Origin of the sequence: Mesorhizobium sp. CCNWLY176 (genome assembly GCF_037153935.1) — a bacterium.
Classification (GTDB): Bacteria; Pseudomonadota; Alphaproteobacteria; order Rhizobiales; family Rhizobiaceae; genus Mesorhizobium_M; species Mesorhizobium_M zhangyense.
The window spans coordinates 104,524-122,281 of record NZ_JBBBDZ010000001.1 but is presented as its reverse complement, the minus strand read 5'-3'; the positions used below and the strand labels follow the sequence as shown (position 1 = coordinate 122,281).

Sequence of the window (17,758 nt, the reverse complement as noted above, 5' to 3'; positions counted from 1 at the left end):
ATTTTTCCCACGGCCTGGCTCATCGCTGAAGCGCGCTCCCATCGCTTGCGAAACGGTGGACGCGCGCAGCCTCGCAGGACAGCGCGACCATCGCGTCGGGCCGGATGTCGGGCTGGCCACGCACCAAGGCACGCACCCGCGACGACCCGGCATCGACCGTCACCACCGTATAGCCGCCCAGCGGCTCGACCTCGTAGACCTTCGATGGCGGCGTAGCAGCACCCTCGCTCCAGGCTGCGACCTTGATGTCTTCGGGGCGCAGGCCCACCTCTGCAATCTCGCCACCTCCGGCAAGGCCGGGCACGGCGATTGCGCCGCCGGCGACGTCGATCGCACCGGCGCGTGGCTGCGAGGGCAGGATGTTCATCATCGGCGAACCGAGCAGCCGGGCGACATAGACACTCGCCGGGCGGTCATAGATGCCGCGCGGGGTGTCGATCTGGCGGATCGTGCCGGCTTCCAGAATGGCCATGCGGTCGGCGACCGACATCGCCTCCTCCTGGTCGTGGGTGACGTAGATCAGCGTCTTGCCGAGCTCGCGCTGGATGCGCTTCAGCTCGACGCGGGTTTCCTCGCGCAGCCGCGCGTCAAGCGCGGAGATCGGATCGTCCATCAGATAGGCGACCGGATCGCGAACGAGCGCCCGGGCGATTGCCACGCGCTGGCGCTCGCCACCGGAAAGCTGTGCCGGCGGCTTGTGCAGGATGTGGCGGATATGGAGCTTTTCGGACACCTGGTCGAGCTTGCGAGTGATCTCAGCCTCGGGAACACGCCGCTCGGCCAGGGGAAAGCGAATGTTTTCGGCCGCGCTCATATGCGGGAAAAGTGCGAGGTTCTGGAACACCATCGCCACATTGCGCTCGGCCGGCGAAACCCGATTGACCGGGCGCCCGTCGATCAGGATTTCGCCCGCATCCGGCGTCTCCAGCCCGAGGATCAGGCGCAGGATTGTCGACTTGCCCGACAGCGGCGGACCGAAGAAGCAGAAGAATTCGTTGTCCTCGACCGTAAAACTGGCGTCGGACAATGCGACCGTCCCGCCATAACGCTTGGACACGTTGCGAAATGCGATCTCAGCCATGACGACCTCCGACGGCCTTGCCGGTTGCAACATCGAAGATGCGCACGGAGGCGGCATCAGGGGCGAGCACCATCATTTCGCCCACCGCGACGCGCAAATTATTGTCGAAGACCGCCTTCACCGCGCTGCCACCCTGCCCCATATGCACGATGGTACGCGCACCGATGCGCTCGACGAAAGTGACCGGCAGCGTCAAACCCTCGCCATCTTCGGCGATAGCCGCCTGCTCCGGCCGGAAACCGTAGAGCACCGCGGCATTGGACCGGCGCAGCGCGGCCGCGAGATGGTCGGGCAAAGGCGGCGTGACACCTAGCGGCCCCAGATCTACGACCAGCCCGCGATCGCTTTCGGCCGGGCGGCCGGGGATCAGGTTCATGCCGGGCGCGCCAATGAACTTGGCGACGAAGACATTGGCGGGGTTGTTGTAGACCTCGATGGGCGTGCCCACTTGCTGCAGCACGCCATGGTCCATCACCGCGATGCGGTCGGCCATCGTCATCGCTTCAAGTTGGTCATGCGTGACATAGACCATGGTCTGCCTGAACTCGCGCTGGAGGTGCTTGAGTTCGGTGCGCATGACTGCCCGGAAGGCGGCGTCGACATTGGACAGCGGCTCGTCGAGCAGGAAGATCGCTGGCTCCATGATGGCCGAGCGCCCGATCGCCACGCGCTGGAGGATGTTCACCGAGAGACGGCCGGCGCGGCGGTCGAGGAGCGGCGTCAATTGCAGCAGTTCTGCAATCGCACCGACGCGGCGGTCGATCTCGGCCTTCGGCTTGCCATGCATCCTCGGCCCGTAGGCGAGGTTCTGGCGAACCGTCATGTGGGTGAAGATCGCGTAGTTCTGGAAGACGAAGCCGACCCCGCGGCGCCCCATCGGCACACCCGTCATGTCGCGGTCGCCGAAGAGGATGCGCCCTTCGGTCGGCTCCTCCATGCCGGCGATCATGTTCATCGTCGTCGACTTGCCGCAGCCGGAAGGGCCGAGCAGCGCCATGAACTCGCCGTCGGCGATTTCGAGGTCCATGGTCTTCAGCGCGGTGAAATTGCCGAACGTCTTGACCAGGTTCTGGAGATGGATCGCGCTCATGCCCGCACCTCGCGCACCGCGGCCATGCGCTTCATGGCAAAGACCGTAGCGATGGAGAGCACGATGAGGATGGCGAGCGCGATGGCCGCGACATAGCCCCAGATCAGGTCCTGCGTGGTCACCTTGTAGATGTAGACTGAGATCGTCTCGGTCGCGACGCCCGGGCCGCCACCAGTCATGATGTAGAGCGTGTCGAAGATCTTGAAGTTCTCGATCACCCGGATCGCCAGCGCGATGATGATGATCGTCTTCATCTTCGGCAGCACGATCGTGGTGAAGCGCTGCCATGGATTGGCCCCAAGCAATGTCGCGGCCTTGATCTGATCCTGCGGCACGCCGACGAGGCCCGCGAGAAGGATCAGGAACATCAACGGCGTCCACTGCCAGATATCGGCGATCATGACTGCGATCAGCGCCAGCGTCGGATCCGAAAGCCATGCGATGGCAACGCGCGTGCCGGTCAGCGTCGAGAGAATGTCGTTGAGCGGCCCTCCCGACTGGAACAGCATGAAAAACATGTAGCCGGCCACCGCCGGTACCACCATCATCGGCATCAGCAGGATGGAATAGAAGAAGCGCTTTCCGGGAAAGTCGTCGGCAAATAGCGTCGCCAGGGCGAGCCCGAGCAGGAACTCGGCCGGCACGCAGACGACCATGACCACGGCGGTGCGCCAGAGCGCACCCCAGAAGCGGTTGTCTGACGCGAGATCGGAGTAATTGGCGAAGCCGTTCCATAGCTCCCAGGCGCCCCACCAGTCCAGGCCGGAGAGCGGCGACCAGTCGGTCAGGCTGATATAGAGCTGCATCAAAAGCGGGAACACCGCGATGAACAGAACAAGAATTTGCGCGGGCAGCGTCAGCCGGAAGCCGAGCCGTGCGGACTCGTCGTGCCTGCTTATTGCCGCCTCCGGCGTCGACTTCGCCATGGCAGCCTCCGATGTGGTCAGGGCGCTCATTGCTTCAGCGCTCCGAAGGTGAGCCCGCGCACGAGGTGGCGCTGGATGGCGATGCCCATGACGACCGGCGGGATGGCTGCGATGAGACCCAGCGCTGCCTTGGCGCCATAGAGCTGGCCCGTCATCGAGGAAGACAGCGAGGCCATGTAGACCGGCACCGTCACCCATTCGCGCGTCGTCAGCAGAAGCGCGATCAGATAGTCGGACCAGTTCAGAATGAAGACGAAGAGAGCAGCGGACGCGAGCGGCGCGCGCATCATCGGCAGTGTGATTTTTGTGAAGACGCGCCAGCGCGAGCAACCTTCGACAAGGCCCGCCTCCTCGATCTCGCGCGGCATGTCGTCGAAGAAGGTCTTCATCAGCCAGAAGGCGAAGGGCAGGGTGACGATGCCATAGACCAGCGCCAGGCCCCACCAGGTGTCGGTGAGGTTGAGGAAAGCCCACATGATCATAACCGGGATCATGACCGCCATCGGCGGGAAGAGACGAAGCTGCGTCAGCGCCAGCGGCAGGTTCTGGCCCGAACCGAAACGCGACAGCCCATAGGCTGCGGCCGTGCCGGCCGCCATCGCGATCAGCGTACCGAACGTCGCAGATAGCAGCGAGGACAGGATGGGCTTCATCGCAGTCCTGTCCAGCGCGACGATGAGGCTGGAATCCGACTCGCCGAAGATGAAGCGGAAGTTGGAGAGAGTCGGCTCCTTGGGCCACCATGTCAGGGCAGTTCCCGTCGCGGACCACTCGCCGATCGGCTTGAACGCCATGGACACCATCCACAGGATGGGTACCAGGGTCACGCCAAGCGCCAGCAGGATCGCGGCATAGCGGAAGATTTCGAAAGGGACTGAACGCTTCATCTTGCGGTTTCGCTGGAGTGGCTTGTTGCTGAGGGGGAGGAACCTTCGTACCTCCCCCTCATTGGTTCGGCTTGGGAGGATCAGCCGATCGGATCGGTAACTGTCGGCCAGGCTTCCTTGTTGGTCTTGATCGCCTCGAGAAGCTTGTCCTCGCCGGTGCGGCGGGCGATGCGCTTCCATTCGCGCTCGGTGTCGGCCATGGCCTGTTCCGGCGTCTTCGCCTTGGTGCATGCGGCGACGAGGTTTTCGTCGAGTGCGTTGTGGAAGGCGGTCGCGCCCGGGTAGTTGATCGAAGGCACGGTGCGCGCCACCGTCTCCCGCACGACATCCATGTGGTAGTCATGATAGGTATGGCGCACCAATGGATCGGCAAAGTCCGACAGGCGGAACGGATCAAAGTAGCCGCCCGGGTTTGCAGTCATCCAGGCATAGATGCGGGCCGAGCCGACCCACTGCAGGAAGAGGTAGCAGAGCTCCGGATTTTTCGCCTGCGACGAGACCGAGGCCGACAGGTTGAGCCAAAGGACCGAGCGGCTGATCAGCTTGCCATCGACCTCTCGGCCGGGCGGCAGCATGGAACCGATCTTGCCGGTGACCTTTGAGTCCTTGTTGCCCGGGTTGTCGAGGAATTTCGGCAGGTTCGAGAAGGCGCAGGTCATGGCCGCGCCGCCATTGGCGAAATTGCCGTACTGTTCCGGCCAGCCCCAAGACACGGCGTCCGGCGACTTGTAGGCGAGGGAGTCGACATATTCCTTCGTCGCCATGATTCCGGCTTCGGAATTGATCAGCGGCGCGCCGGCGTCATCGAACAGGAACTGGTTCGGGTTGCCCATCGAAACATAGCGCTGATACCAGTTGGTATAGCCCCAGCCTTGGTTGCGGATATCCGTCGAGCCGAGCAAGCCTTTGTCTGGCCGATGGAAGAATGTCCCGATCTCGTCGAGCTGTTTCCACGTCTTCGGCGGCGCGAGGTCGTAGCCGTATTTGTCCTTGAACGCCTTCTTCTCGGCTTCGTCGCCGAACAGGTCGGTGCGATAGACCCAGGTCTGGAAATCGCCATCGAGCGACACGCCATAGGTCGAGCCGCGATACTGATTGAGCAACGAGACGCCTTGGGCGCCATTGACGTAACCGGTCTTGGGATCGTCCCACTCCGGCTTGTGCTTCGCGACGAAATCGTCGAGCTTCAGGATGCCGCCGGTCTCGGCGAGGTCGCCGAGACGGTTCCATTCCACGGCATAGATGTCATAGGCCCCACCCTTGGTGGAGATGTCCTGCATCGTCTTGGTGAATTCCTGGCCGTTCGGAACGCCGACGATCTCCAGCGTGATGCCTGTCTCTTTCTCCCAGAGCTCCTTGATGGACGGCGCACCCGCCGGAAACGGCTGGGTGAGCTGCCCGATCGAACCATCGGAAAGGCCGAGCACGATCTTGTCGGCGCCGGCTGCCTTAAGCGCCTTGGCCGCCTCGACCGCCCTGCCCTCGGGCGTATCGGCTCCGTACTGATAGCGCTCGGCGCCGTCGAAGCCCGTTGGCCCCCCGATCATGCCCGGCGAAAGCGCGTCCGCCGCATAGGCGCGGCCCGGACGAATGAACTTCGGCGCAATTCCCACCGCACTCACCCACAGTGCGGCCTTCCCCCCAGACGCAAGCAAGCCGCGTCGCGAAATGCGAACCAGATCTGACATTGATTTTCCTCCCAGTGGACCATGTCGGGCCCAATATGATGAATATTGACGTTCACAAATGATGATGTCAACATCAAATCAACTCATAACACATCATATCTAGGATCTGGATAAAAACTATTGCGGAATCAGCGGCCTCCCGCATCGCACCATCTACCCTTCGCAGTCGCGATGATGGCTTTTGATGCACTTCCCCGATTGCGCTTTTCACTTCATTCGACGGCAAAACGCCGCGCGTCGCTTGCAAGCACCGCCAGTGCGGCTACATCAATTTCAATCAGATTCGCCCATCGCCGGGGCGGTGAAGCAGGGAAATGACATGCGTTCAACCCTCATAGACGTTGCCCGGGAGGCGGGCGTTTCCGCAGCGACAGTGGACCGCGTCCTGAACAATCGTCCTGGTGTACGTGTGCGGACGCGCGAGATCGTCTTCGATACGGCCCGCAGGCTGGGCTACATTGCGGAGGTCAAGCCCATGTCGGCACACCGAGCTGCGGACACGATCCGACTCGACTTCGTACTGCCGGTGGGCACGAATACCTTTATTCGGAAACTGAACGAGCAGTTGGGCAGTCAGGCCGCTCTTCGGCCGGACATTGACGTACGTATTCATGCAATCGAAGGGTTCAACCCCGACACGCTCGCCCAGACGCTGCGCGACCTGCACGGCCATACCCAAGGCGTTGGCCTTATCGCCCTCGACCACCCGACGGTGCGCGAGGCAATCCGCGAATTGTCGACCAACGATATAAAGGTCGTGACACTGGCGACCGATATTCTGCACGTACCGCGCGTCGCCTATGTCGGGATAGATAATCGCCAGGCAGGACGCCTTGCCGGACATGTCGTCGGACGCTTGCTGGGGACGGAGGCGCCCGGAAAGGTCGCAATGTTCGCGGGCTCCCTGTCCTATCGCGGCCATCAGGAGCGCGAAATGGGCTTTCGCCACATCCTCGCCGAAGAGTTTCCAAAGCTTGAGATCGTGGAACTGCGCGAAATGGGTGACGACCGCGAGCGCGCTTACTCGGAAGCCACCACACTACTCGACCGCCACCGCGACCTCGCAGCCATCTATAATATCGGCGCCGGCAATCAAGGCATTGCCCAGGCAATGCGCGAGCATAACAAAGAAAGTGACATCGTCTTCATCGGCCATGAATTGACCGAAGGCACGAAGCGGTTTCTCCTTGACGGCACGATGGATGCAGTGATCGACCAGAATCCACGCGTGGAAGCTCGCGAGGCGCTGAACATTCTCACCCACTCTGTCCGGGGACTGCCTTATGAAGGCCACCCTCCACGCCTGCATCTGATCCTCAAGGAAAACATCCCCGAAGTTTGACCTCTTCCGGGAAGTTAATCCGGTCAATGACGCAAGGCGGCCGTGCGAACCCGCTGTTTATTTCTGCGTATCGGCGCGCCAACAAGCCACGCACAGGCAACAGGACTTCTTGAACGGTGCAGTCGAAAAGCCGCACAAAAGTTTCGCCGCTTGCGACCGACCAGCCATCCAGCCCCTGCCCGACTGACAGTGCAAGCCAGACCACAATGGGCAACGGTGCAATCAGGAGAGCAATAGCGATCAAGGGCATTTGCGACAAAGCCCTTTAGAACCTACGCCACGACGCGCTCGCTGCCGAACACGCCCTGCTCCACGACGAAACGCCGGCAATGCTCGATGAACGCCTGCACTGTCTGGGTGCGATGTTCGGCGTTCGGCAGGGCAACGCCCATGGTGAGCGGCCGAAGATCGCCTGCCAGCGGCACGAAAACCAGCGGCTTGCCATCCGGGGCCAGCGTATTGAGAGGCCTCATATTGGCGATGCCGTAGCCGAAACCATTGGCCACCATCGAGCGCATGACGGCGATGTCGCCCGTCCGCTCGGCGATGTAGGGCCTCAGCCCCTTCTGTTGAAAAGCCGATAGAAAATATTCTCGGCTGAAGGGCAGATCCAGAAGCACCATTGGTTCACCAGCGAGCTCTTCCGGCGTTATCGACGCCTTGCCCGCAAAGCGATGTCCCGGCGGCAGCATGACATAGGCGGGGACCAACATCAGCGGCTCGAAGGTCAGATCCTGTGAAAGCTCGAGATCGTATGTCAGCGCGAGATCGACTTCGCCACGTTGTAGCATCTCGAGAAGCTGGCCCTGGTTGCGCTCGAATTGCCTGACCCGCACATCCGGATAAGCGTGCTCGAACTTGGTTCGCAATGCCGGCAGGACGATCTGCGCGAAAGTCAGCAGGCATCCCACCGCCAGCGGACCGCGCACCCTTTCGGCGATGTCGCCAGCGATATCGTGAAGGGCATCCGCATCGTTGAGCAGGCGCGCGGCTTCCTTCAGGAACACGCGCCCGCCCGCCGTCAGCGACAGGCCATGCGAATGTTTGCGAACAAAAAGCTGGATGCCGAACTCGGCTTCCAGCTGGGCGATGGATGCGGAAATCGACGGCGGCGAGACATTGACCTGCTCGGCCGCCTTGGCAATGCTGCCGGCTTCGCCGACGGCAACGAAATATTCCAACTGTCTGAGCGTGAAGCGTAATGGCATGGGCCGCTATGTTGCGCGTTCACGCTTGTCGATCAAGCCTTTGCGCCCATCAGTATTTGATCCACGTCGTTTTCAGCGCCGTATATTTGTTCAGCGCATGAAGCGACAGGTCGCGACCGAAGCCGGATTGCTTGAAACCGCCGAACGGTGTCATCGGGCTCAGCGCATCTACGGTGTTTACCGAGACAGTTCCTGCATGGAGCCGGCCGGCAACGCGATGCGCGCGCGAAAGGCTGTCGGTCCAGAGAGACGCCGCCAGCCCATAGGGGCTGTCGTTGGCGATGCGGATCGCTTCGTCTTCGTCATCGAACGCAATGACCGACAGGACCGGACCGAATATTTCGTCGCGCGCCAGCGAGTCCTGATGCGCGACATCGTCGAAAATGGTGGGCTGAACGAAGCTGCCGCGACCGTTCACCGTCACCTGCTCGCCGCCCGCAACAAGCCGCGCGGTCTTCTTGCCGGACTCGATGAAGCGCATGACGTTGGCTGTGTGGCCGGCATCGACCATGGCGCCCATCTTCGAGCCCGGATCGAGCGGATCGCCGGGTTGCGTGGAGGCCGCGCGTTCCACCAGCTTTTCGACCAGCGCGTCTTTGATGCTACGCTGGACCAGCAGCCGCGAATTGGCCGAACAGACCTCGCCCTGGTTGAAGAAGATGCCGAAGGCGGCCATGTCGGCTGCCGCATCGAGATTGTTGCAATCGGCAAAGACCAGGTTCGGACTTTTGCCACCAGTCTCCAGCCAGACCTGCTTCATGTTCGACTGACCGGAATACTGCAGGAACAGCTTGCCGACAGCGGTCGAGCCCGTGAAGGCGAGGCAGTCAACATCCATGTGCCGGCCCAGAGCCTGCCCGGCGGTCTCGCCAAGGCCGGGTACAACATTGAGGACACCGGCGGGAAGCCCTGCTTCCATCGCAAGTTCTGCCAGACGAAGCGCGGAGAAAGGCGACTGCTCCGCAGGCTTCAGCACGATGGAATTGCCGGCGGCAAGTGCCGGAGCGCATTTCCACGTTGCCATGTCGAGCGGGAAATTCCACGGCACGACCGCGCCGATGACGCCGAGCGGTTCGCGCCGCACGAGTACGAGATCGCCCTCGCCAGTCGGGGCGACCTCGTCATAGATCTTGTCGATCGCTTCCGCATACCACTGGAAGATCGCCGCTGAACCCGGCACATCGACGGTGGATGCGTCGTTGACCAGCTTGCCCATGTCGAGCGATTCCAGAAGGGCGAGCTCATGCAGATTGTCGCGCAGCAATTGCGCGAGACGCAGAAGTACTTCCTTGCGATGCGCGGGCTTTGCGCGAGACCACACGCCGGACTCGAAGCTGCGCCGCGCGGCCGCAACCGCCAGCTCGATATCCTCTTCGCCGCAGGAAGCGACCTCGGCCAGCGTCTCGCCAGTTGCGGGATTGATGCTGGCGAATGTTCTGCCGGACCGTGCCGGCACAAATTTGCCGTCGATGAAAGCCTTGTCGCGGAAGCGGATCACAGCCGCCTTGCTGATCCAGTCCTTGTGGCTGAGTTCGCTCATGACGGTCCTTGTCCCTGGTCTTTATTCGTCGCCCGGTACGCCGTAGCTCGGAGCATCCGATGGGTTGATCGCACGGGTCACGTAGGCGTCGAGCTGCGGCTTGTAGAGTTCCCACAGCATCGCCACCTGCTCGATGGGGCATTCTTCGGTCCAGTCGCAGCGCAGGTCGGCAACAGGCCATGAAACGTCACGCACCAGCTTCATGCCGGCAGAGCGAACCGGGCCAGCCTCGCCGCCAGCCTTGAGCGCAGCGCGCATCGTGGCAATGAGGCGATCGCCCAGATGACCTTCCGATGCCAGAAACGCATTGACCATTGCCTGCGGAATGCCGTCATTGGCCAGAAGATTGCCGCCGCATACGACGTTTTCCGCGCGGGCTTCCGCCCAAATTCCAAGTGCCTTGGGGCCGGAGTGAATCGCACTCATTCCTGTCGCGTCCACAGCCAATACCTGACGGTATTCGCTGTAGGTGGTGCGCTTCAGAATAGCGATGGCTTCCGCAGCCGAAGCGCCGCGCGCCAGAAGCTCCAACCCACGGATGCCCAAAGTCGGGTCGGTAATGTTCTGGCTCGCCACGGCACCGACACCGGCCTGCGCATAGGCGCAACGCGCGGCAACAGCAGGCGACGAGGACGACACGGCAACGCCGAACATGCCGGTCTTGCTGCAGCGTGCTACGATGGAGAAAGTCATGCCGGTCAGTCCGGAATGACGGCGGTGCCGTCGATCTCGACCAGCCAATCCGGGCGCGCCAGCGCCTGAACGACGAGGCCCGTCGAGACGGGATGAACGCCCTTGATATACTCGCCCATGGTGCGATAGACCGCCTCGCGATGGCGGACGTCGGTGATGTAGACGACAACCTTGACGAGATGCTCCATCGTGCCGCCGCACTCTTCGATGAGCTGCCTGATGTTCTGCATGACCTTGTGGGTTTGCTCGACCGGATCGTGGCTTTCGATGTTCTTGGCCGTATCCAGATCCTGCGGGCACTGGCCGCGCAGATAGACGGTTTTGCCACCCCGCGTAATCACCGCCTGGCAAAGGTCGTTGTCCAGCTTCTGCTCGGGATAGGTGTCCTTGGTGTTGAACGTACGAATTCGATCATGTGCCATCTTGGTCTCCATCGGGTCGGCTCGGGTCAAGGCGTCCGTTGCGCGAATTTTGGCTCAACGGCTCCGTTTGCGAAAAGCACCGGGACCGCAATCCGCATTTCGCGGTGATGTTTCCACAGCGCTGATGAACTTTGAAGAATAGTCTTTCTCATCCTTGCTAAGGGCGCTCCTAATCGGTCGCATCCTTTTCAAGCCGGAGTTGGCTATGCCTCTTCAGTCACGCGTTTAGCGGACTCGTGATATTCCAGATACTTTCGCTGCGTGGAAATATGGTCCGCCACGAACTTGGCATCATGCCAGACGCCCCAGATGAAGCTGGACCCTCTGCGCGATTGCCATGGCAATCCAAGGAAGTAGATTCCAGGCTCGGATGACACCCCGCGCTGATGCTTCGGCCGGCCTTTCTCGTCGAACACATCAACCTTCAGCCAGCTGTAGTCGACGGTGAAGCCGGTGGCCCAGATGATGGAGGTTATTCCGGCGTCGGCCAGGTTCAGTTCGAGGATGGGATCGGTCACGCATTTCGGCTCTGGTTCGATCCGGCGGGCTTCAGGGTCTTCCGGCAAGTCCACGCCGTTGCGAACAACATAGGCGTCGGCCTCGTCCAGCAGAGACATGTAATTGGCATCGCCCCGCGCAAGATTCTCGGCAAGATCGGGCGCGAAGGTCAGCCCGCCTTCCTTGTAGTCTTCCGTTCGGCCAAGCAGGATCATCCCCTGCCCGGCAAGGCGCCGGAAGTCGATCGTCTCGCCACCGCGAGCGCCGCTCACCGCGATCGTGACATGTTCCGTGCCAGGACCCGGCGTTGCGGCATCCCACTTGCCGAGAACGCCCAGCCACCAGCAGAAGTCGCGGCCGCGATAGGCGCGCGGAGGCCGATCGTGCGGGCCGACCGAGAGGTAGACGCGCTTGCCGGCGCGCAGAAGTTCGTCCGCTATCTGCACGCCCGAAGATCCGGCACCCACCACCAGCACCGCGCCCTCAGGCAATTGGCCGGGATTGCGATAGGAGCTGGAATGGATCTGCATCAAACCTGCATCTTCAGGCACTACGGCCGGAATGACCGGGTTCTGGAAAGGACCGGTGGAGGCAACGATGTTGCGGGCCTCGATCACACCGTCCGAGGTTTCCACACGGAAACCCGGCCGGCCGACATTACGTCGCACTTCTCTCACCTCGACGCCACAGCGGATGGGGGCAGCGATCTTTTCCGCATAAGCAACAAAATAGTCCGCAACCTTCTCCTTGGCGACGAAGGCGTCGGGACCGGCACCCGGAAACTCCATTCCCGGAAAACGGTCATGCCAGGCGGGACCATTGGCAACCAGCGAATCCCATCTTCCCGAGCGCCAGCGTTCGGCGATCCGGTCCCGCTCCAAGACGAGATAAGGGACGCCGCTTTTGCCGAGATGCTCGCTCATAGCCACCCCTGCCTGGCCAGCACCAACCACAAGCGTGTCTACCTTTTCAACTGACATTTCTGCTCCCTTTCTGGCTGTCCGAGCGTTTCTGCAGATGCAACGGCGGCCTTGTCTTTGGTTTACTGGAGGGGCTGGCTTGCGAAAATTACGATTTTTTGTGGCAACGGTTAGCTTGTCCCTAAATGCTGGAAGAGCAGTCGCATATGGAATTCGACCCCCACTCCGTCTCGGCTTCGCCGAGCAACCTCTCCCCGTTCGACGGGGGAGAGGAAACGCCGTCCGCAAGGCTGGCACCCTTCCTCCCCCTTTTGAGGGGGAGAGGTGCCGAGCGAAGCGAAGCGGAGTGAGGGTCGGCTGTGCCATATGCGTTAGCCCTGCTGATCGCCGGGAGAGGTTGGCCGGTGCAGAAAATACGGGGGCGGGATCGAAACGCTCAGAGATAGAGGCTTTTCGCCACTTTCGAGGACAGAAGTTCCTTCGCCGGACCTTCCTGAGCGACCTTGCCCTTGACGAGCACGTAGCCGCGATCCGCGATGCTGAGACCCATCTCGGCGTTCTGCTCGATCAACAGGATTGTCGTTCCGCGACGATGGATTTCCTGCGTGATCTCGAAATACTCGCCGATAAGCTTTGGCGACAAACCGAGCGAAGGCTCGTCCATGATCACCAGTTTCGGCTCGCCGATCAGGGCACGCGCCAGCGCAACCATGGCCTGCTCACCGCCCGACAGAGTTCCGGCCAGCTGACGCAGACGCTCGCGGATACGCGGAAACAGAGCGCACATTTTTTCGAGTTGCGGCTCGAAATTCGGGCCGCGAGCCGAGACGGCATCATAGCCGAGCCGCAGATTCTCCAGAACCGTCAGGCCGGGGAACAGGCGGCGGCCTTCCGGCACGAGTCCCACGCCAAGTGAAGCAAGGTTTTCCGTGCCAAGTACCGCGATGTCCTTGCCCATCACGCTGACCTTGCCGCGTTGCGCGCGCACCACGCCGCAGACCGTCATGAAGGTCGTAGTCTTGCCCGCACCATTGGGGCCGAGTAGGCAGACCAGCTCACCCGCCTGCACGCTCATCACCACGTTGCGCAGCATCGGAACTGCGCCGTAAGCCGTGTCGACATCGTTCAGTTCAAGCATGGACAGCCGCCTTTCCGAGATAGGCTTCCTGAACGCGCGGATCGGCGCGCACGGTGGCGTAATCGCCCTCGGCGATACGGCTTCCATAGTCGATGCACATCACATGCTGCGGGAAAGCATCGACAACGCGCATGTCGTGCTCGATGAGAATGACCGACAAGTCAGGATTTTCTTTTCGTAGCCGAATGATGTCTGACACGAGCGCATCAGTTTCCGTTTCGTCCATCCCGACGGATGGTTCATCTAGGAGCAACAGCTTGGGTTGCGAGGCAAGCGCGCGGGCGATTTCCAGCCTGCGGCGGTCGGCCTGCGCCAACGTTCCGGCAGGGCGATAGCGCTGCTCGAACAGATCGCCGGAGCCGAGCTTCAGCAGGGATTCGGCCTTGCGGACGCATTCATCCATCTCGCGGCGCGCAACGCCTGGACGAAACAGCGCGGTCAGCACGCCCGTTCGCGTTCGCGTGTGCATGCCGATGATGACGTTATCGAGCACACTCAGATCGGAGAACAGGCGCGACGACTGGAAGGTGCGGGCAATGCCGCGCTCGACCACTTCGTAGGATGGACGCCCGGTGATCTCCGTGCCGTCGAATGTCACGCGGCCGGAGGTCGGCTTGTAGACGCCGGTGACGACGTTGAAGAGCGTAGATTTGCCGGCACCATTAGGCCCGATCACCGCCAGAACGGAGCCTTTTTCAATCGAAAAGCTCACATCGTTCAGCGCAACGAGCCCGCCGAACTGGATCGTTACATTTTCGACTTTCAGAAGCGTACTCACTATTCGCCTCCATAACGGCGCATGCGCTGCGGGAACAATCCTTGCGGCCGGATCATGAGGAAGCCGATGATGACCACGCCGAAGAAAAGCAGGCGGTAGTCGGAGAAAGCGCGCAGCTTTTCAGGCAGGATCGTCAGCAGGAATGCGCCGACGATGACGCCGAAAATATTGTCCATGCCGCCGACGATAACCATCGTCATGATCGTGACCGAGACGAGGAATGTAAAATTGTCGGGCGAAATATAGGATACGTAGAAAGCGTAGATCGTACCGGCAAAGGCCGCCAGAAACGCATCAACCGCGAAAGCCAGGACCTTGTACCAGGCAACATTGATGCCTTGCGCCTTGGCTGCGATTTCGTCGGCGCGCAAGGCGTTCCAGGCAAGGCCGATCCGGGAGGAATGAAGACGGTGCGCGGTAATGATCGCCACGACCACCAACGCGGCGGAGAGGTAATAGAAATTCGCCTGGCTCGGCAGTTTCCAGCCGAAAACAACGAGCGGATCGGCAAAGGAATGGCCGAACAGGCTTGGTGCGGGAATGCCAACCAGACCGTTGGGACCGCCGGTCCATTCGAAATTGTTCAGCAATTGCTGGACCACGACACCGAATGCGATGGTGACGAGCGCCAAATACGTATCACGCGTCCGCATCGACGGAATACCGATGATGAAGCCGAACAGCGTCGCCGCAAGTGCTGCGACCGGCAGCGTCAGCCAGAAGCTGAGGCCGAAATTGATCGCCAGCAGCGCCGAAACATAGGCGCCGATGCCATAGGAAGCGCCGGTCGCGAAGTTCGGAATGTTTGCGCTGCCGAGCTGGAAATTGAGCGCGAGCGCCAGCACCGCATAAAGCTGCGCCACGATCAGCAGATGCAGAATATAGGTGTTGGACCCGACGATGAAGGGAAATCCGACGACGATTATGCCTGCGGTAATCATGGAGACAAGCGGAACGCGGGCAAAGCTCGCCATCGCCTGTTCGGCAATCCAGGGCTGCTTTTCCAGAATGAAGAAACCGAGCCCGAGCAGTGCCAGCAGACCGACGATCTGCAAGCCGCCATCGGCCTTCAATATGAGATAGAGGAAAACCGCGCCGACGAGTTGGGAGGCGACGGTGAATGCGACCGCGGCAGACTTGCCTGGCGACGCCGATGAAGCGATGTCCTGCCGCATGTCAGACTTTCTCCATCACGGTGCGGCCGAGAAGGCCGGCTGGCCGGAATATCAGAACCGCGATGACGAGGAGGAAGACGAATACCAGCCTGTAAGACGCCCCATCCGGCACGAAGGTCTGCGCCAGCACCTCTATGCCGGCGATAATCAGGCCGCCGAGGATTGCTCCCGGCATCGAACCCAGACCGCCGATAACGGCAGCGGAAAAGCCGAGAAGCCCGGCCATGACACCGAAATCGAAGCGCGTCACGCCGGCATAGCTTGCGAAAAGCAGGCCGGCGATTGCACCGATGGCGGATGCAATGAAGAAGGTCGCGCGGAAAACGCGTGAATCGCGAATGCCCATCATGCGGGCCACGACCCGGTCTTCGGAGGCGGCGCGAATGCGCAGGCCAAGCGCCGTCATGCGCAGGAATACGAAAAGGAGCGTTACCAGTATTGCGGTAATCGCCACCACGAGCAGCGCAAACCAGCTTACCGAAACGCCGGCGACTTCAAACGCCATTCCCGACACCAGGCGCGGGAAAGCATGCGGATTAGACCCCTGCGGGTAGAGATGACGGATCAGTTCGCGAATGACGATGCCGAGCGCCACCGTCGCGACCAGCGCCATCATTGCCGGTGCATCGCGGAAACGCCGGATCACGATCTTGTCGAGCGCGATGCCGATCACGCCGACCGCAAGCACCGCCACCACGACCGCAAGCAGCAGCCAGGCAGGGCCGGTCACGCCGACAACCGCCATCGACCCCTGGACCAGAGCCAAAGCTATGAAGGGCGCCGTCATGGCAACGTCGCCATGCGAGAAATGGATAACGTTCAAAACGCCGAAAATCAGACTGAAGCCGATAGCCAGCAACGCATAGATACAGCCAAGGGTTATCCAGTTCACCAATTGCTGGACCAGCAGTTCCGCCATCCGATCAGTCTCTCATTTAAGTTGAAACGACTATCAGTGCGTTTTGTGAGGGCACATAATGAATCTCCGAAGTCACGGATAGCAATTTCCGAATTTCCAGACCAAATACGCGGAAATAGGCTGATGCTCAGCCGACGATCATGATCGGCCGGGCCGTTACGTTGGCGGCAAGACAAGACCTTTGAGGTGGAACCATGCATAACAGGCGCAGCGCGATCGTCCGCGTATCATCACTTATTGCCGGATCTCTGTTCGCCGTGGCGCTGGGCGCCGCCCAGGCTCAGGCAGACCAGATCAAGCTCGGCTTCATCGGACCGCTTTCCGGCGGCAATGCACAGCAGGGCCTTGGCGCCCGCAACGGCTTTCTCCTGGCAATCGAACAAGCGAATGCCAGCGGCTACCCGCATCAGGTGGAAGGCGTCGTTCTCGACGATGCTTCCGATCCGGCCGTCGGCGTTTCTGCCGCCCAGAAGCTGGTGAACGACCCCGCGGTCGTCGCCGCCACGGGCCACTGGAACAGCTCGGTCGCGCTGGCGACCATCCCGGTCTTCAACCGTTCGCAGATGCCGTTCATCGTCTGGGGCGCAGTCAGCCCGAAGATCACGGAACAGAACTTCGCCAATGTAACGCGCGTCACGCCGACACTCGTCAATGAGAACAAGCCACTGGCCGAGGCGATCGCCAAGGAAGGCAAGGTCAAGAAGATCGCGATCATTTCGGACACGACCGACTATGGCGCGGCCAATGCGAAATGGTTCGGCGATTTCTTCAAAGAAGCCGGCGGTGAAATCGTCGCTTCGGATTCCGCAGCGGTCGGCACCACCGACTTCCGCGCGATGCTGACGACCGCGAAGGCCGCTGGCCCGGATGCGATCTATTTCGGCGGCGTTGTCACCGAAGCGGCACTCGTGCGCAGCCAGATGGCCGATCTCGGCATGGGCAGCCTGCCGATGTACGGCATTTCCGGCATCTACGATCCCAAGTTCATCGAGATCGCAGGCGCTGCGGCCGAAGGCACGATCGTCGGCACGCCGGCAGTCCAAAGCAACCCGAAGCTGGAGGAATTCTACAAGGCCTATGAGGCGAAGGGCTACACCGACCCTGCCGGCTCCTATGCGAAATATGCCTATGAGGCCGCCCAGATCCTGCTGGAAGTCATCAAGGAAAAGGGCATCGAGGACAAGGAAGCGCTGAGCGCCGCGATCCGCGGGATCAAGCATGACGGTATCCTCGGCGAAGTCTCCTTCGACGACAACGGCCAGACCAATATGGCGGTCGAGATCGACAGGTATGTCGTACGCGACGGCAAGTGGGAAAAGATGTAATCAAAAACATCGTGTATTGGGGGGGAGAACCCCCCCCTCGGTAATGCCCTGTTTTTTCCGCGGCCGCCCCCCCCCCCCCCAAACAGCACCCCCCCCCCCCAAACACCTTCCCACACAAACAAAAAAGA

At 61.3% G+C, this 17,758-nt stretch carries 16 protein-coding genes; 2 read left to right on the top strand and 14 right to left on the bottom strand.

Annotation, left to right across the window (positions count from 1 at the left end; all coding sequences use genetic code 11):
* Window positions 1-19 precede the first annotated feature (19 nt).
* The 5 genes from WBQ96_RS00560 to WBQ96_RS00540 form a co-directional block, all read right to left on the bottom strand.
* The gene (locus WBQ96_RS00560; RefSeq protein ID WP_165117618.1) at window positions 20-1,081 is read right to left on the bottom strand and encodes an ABC transporter ATP-binding protein; all 1,062 of its coding nucleotides are present in this window, start codon (window positions 1,079-1,081) and stop codon (window positions 20-22) included.
* Window positions 1,074-2,171 (bottom strand): ABC transporter ATP-binding protein, encoded by a 1,098-nt coding sequence (locus tag WBQ96_RS00555; protein ID WP_336547156.1) that lies wholly within the window; start codon window positions 2,169-2,171, stop codon window positions 1,074-1,076. Before WBQ96_RS00555 ends, WBQ96_RS00560 begins: the two co-directional genes overlap by 8 nt.
* Entirely contained in the window at window positions 2,168-3,127 is a 960-nt protein-coding gene (locus WBQ96_RS00550; RefSeq protein WP_336547157.1) for a carbohydrate ABC transporter permease, read from the bottom strand. Before WBQ96_RS00550 ends, WBQ96_RS00555 begins: the two co-directional genes overlap by 4 nt.
* Window positions 3,124-3,984, bottom strand: coding sequence for a carbohydrate ABC transporter permease (locus tag WBQ96_RS00545; RefSeq protein ID WP_165117639.1), 861 nt, complete (start codon window positions 3,982-3,984; stop codon window positions 3,124-3,126). Before WBQ96_RS00545 ends, WBQ96_RS00550 begins: the two co-directional genes overlap by 4 nt.
* Window positions 3,985-4,064: 80 nt before the next feature.
* Window positions 4,065-5,672 carry an extracellular solute-binding protein gene (locus WBQ96_RS00540; protein ID WP_165117641.1) on the bottom strand — a complete coding sequence of 536 codons (1,608 nt, stop codon included), beginning with the start codon at window positions 5,670-5,672 and terminating at the stop codon, window positions 4,065-4,067.
* A 319-nt stretch (window positions 5,673-5,991) separates the two neighbouring features.
* Here WBQ96_RS00540 and WBQ96_RS00535 point away from each other — a divergent pair, with 319 nt between their 5' ends.
* Window positions 5,992-7,014 (top strand): LacI family DNA-binding transcriptional regulator, encoded by a 1,023-nt coding sequence (locus WBQ96_RS00535; protein ID WP_165117643.1) that lies wholly within the window; start codon window positions 5,992-5,994, stop codon window positions 7,012-7,014.
* 272 nt (window positions 7,015-7,286) lie between these two features.
* Here the strand turns inward: WBQ96_RS00535 and WBQ96_RS00530 are convergent, their stop codons facing one another.
* The 9 genes from WBQ96_RS00530 to WBQ96_RS00490 form a co-directional block, all read right to left on the bottom strand.
* Window positions 7,287-8,222, bottom strand: a complete 936-nt coding sequence (locus WBQ96_RS00530; protein ID WP_165117646.1) for a LysR substrate-binding domain-containing protein — start codon at window positions 8,220-8,222, stop codon at window positions 7,287-7,289.
* A 49-nt stretch (window positions 8,223-8,271) separates the two neighbouring features.
* Complete coding sequence (locus tag WBQ96_RS00525; RefSeq protein ID WP_165117648.1) at window positions 8,272-9,762, bottom strand: aldehyde dehydrogenase; 1,491 nt, start codon at window positions 9,760-9,762, stop codon at window positions 8,272-8,274.
* 21 nt (window positions 9,763-9,783) lie between these two features.
* Entirely contained in the window at window positions 9,784-10,455 is a 672-nt protein-coding gene (locus tag WBQ96_RS00520; protein ID WP_336547158.1) for a DUF1028 domain-containing protein, read from the bottom strand.
* Between the two features lie 5 nt (window positions 10,456-10,460).
* Complete coding sequence (locus tag WBQ96_RS00515) at window positions 10,461-10,877, bottom strand: RidA family protein (RefSeq protein WP_165117652.1); 417 nt, start codon at window positions 10,875-10,877, stop codon at window positions 10,461-10,463.
* 203 nt (window positions 10,878-11,080) lie between these two features.
* Window positions 11,081-12,355: a flavin-containing monooxygenase gene (locus WBQ96_RS00510; RefSeq protein WP_165117654.1), complete on the bottom strand. Its 1,275-nt coding sequence runs from the start codon at window positions 12,353-12,355 to the stop codon at window positions 11,081-11,083.
* A gap of 376 nt (window positions 12,356-12,731) precedes the next feature.
* A complete protein-coding gene (locus tag WBQ96_RS00505) occupies window positions 12,732-13,433 on the bottom strand; it encodes an ABC transporter ATP-binding protein (protein ID WP_165117656.1) in 702 nt (233 codons plus the stop codon).
* Window positions 13,426-14,211 (bottom strand): ABC transporter ATP-binding protein, encoded by a 786-nt coding sequence (locus WBQ96_RS00500; protein WP_165117658.1) that lies wholly within the window; start codon window positions 14,209-14,211, stop codon window positions 13,426-13,428. Before WBQ96_RS00500 ends, WBQ96_RS00505 begins: the two co-directional genes overlap by 8 nt.
* Window positions 14,211-15,386 (bottom strand): branched-chain amino acid ABC transporter permease, encoded by a 1,176-nt coding sequence (locus WBQ96_RS00495; protein WP_336547159.1) that lies wholly within the window; start codon window positions 15,384-15,386, stop codon window positions 14,211-14,213. Before WBQ96_RS00495 ends, WBQ96_RS00500 begins: the two co-directional genes overlap by 1 nt.
* Window position 15,387: 1 nt before the next feature.
* A complete protein-coding gene (locus WBQ96_RS00490) occupies window positions 15,388-16,305 on the bottom strand; it encodes a branched-chain amino acid ABC transporter permease (protein WP_165117662.1) in 918 nt (305 codons plus the stop codon).
* Between the two features lie 194 nt (window positions 16,306-16,499).
* Between WBQ96_RS00490 and WBQ96_RS00485 the strand changes: the two genes are divergently transcribed.
* Window positions 16,500-17,630: a branched-chain amino acid ABC transporter substrate-binding protein gene (locus WBQ96_RS00485; RefSeq protein ID WP_165117663.1), complete on the top strand. Its 1,131-nt coding sequence runs from the start codon at window positions 16,500-16,502 to the stop codon at window positions 17,628-17,630.
* Window positions 17,631-17,758: the final 128 nt, after the last annotated feature.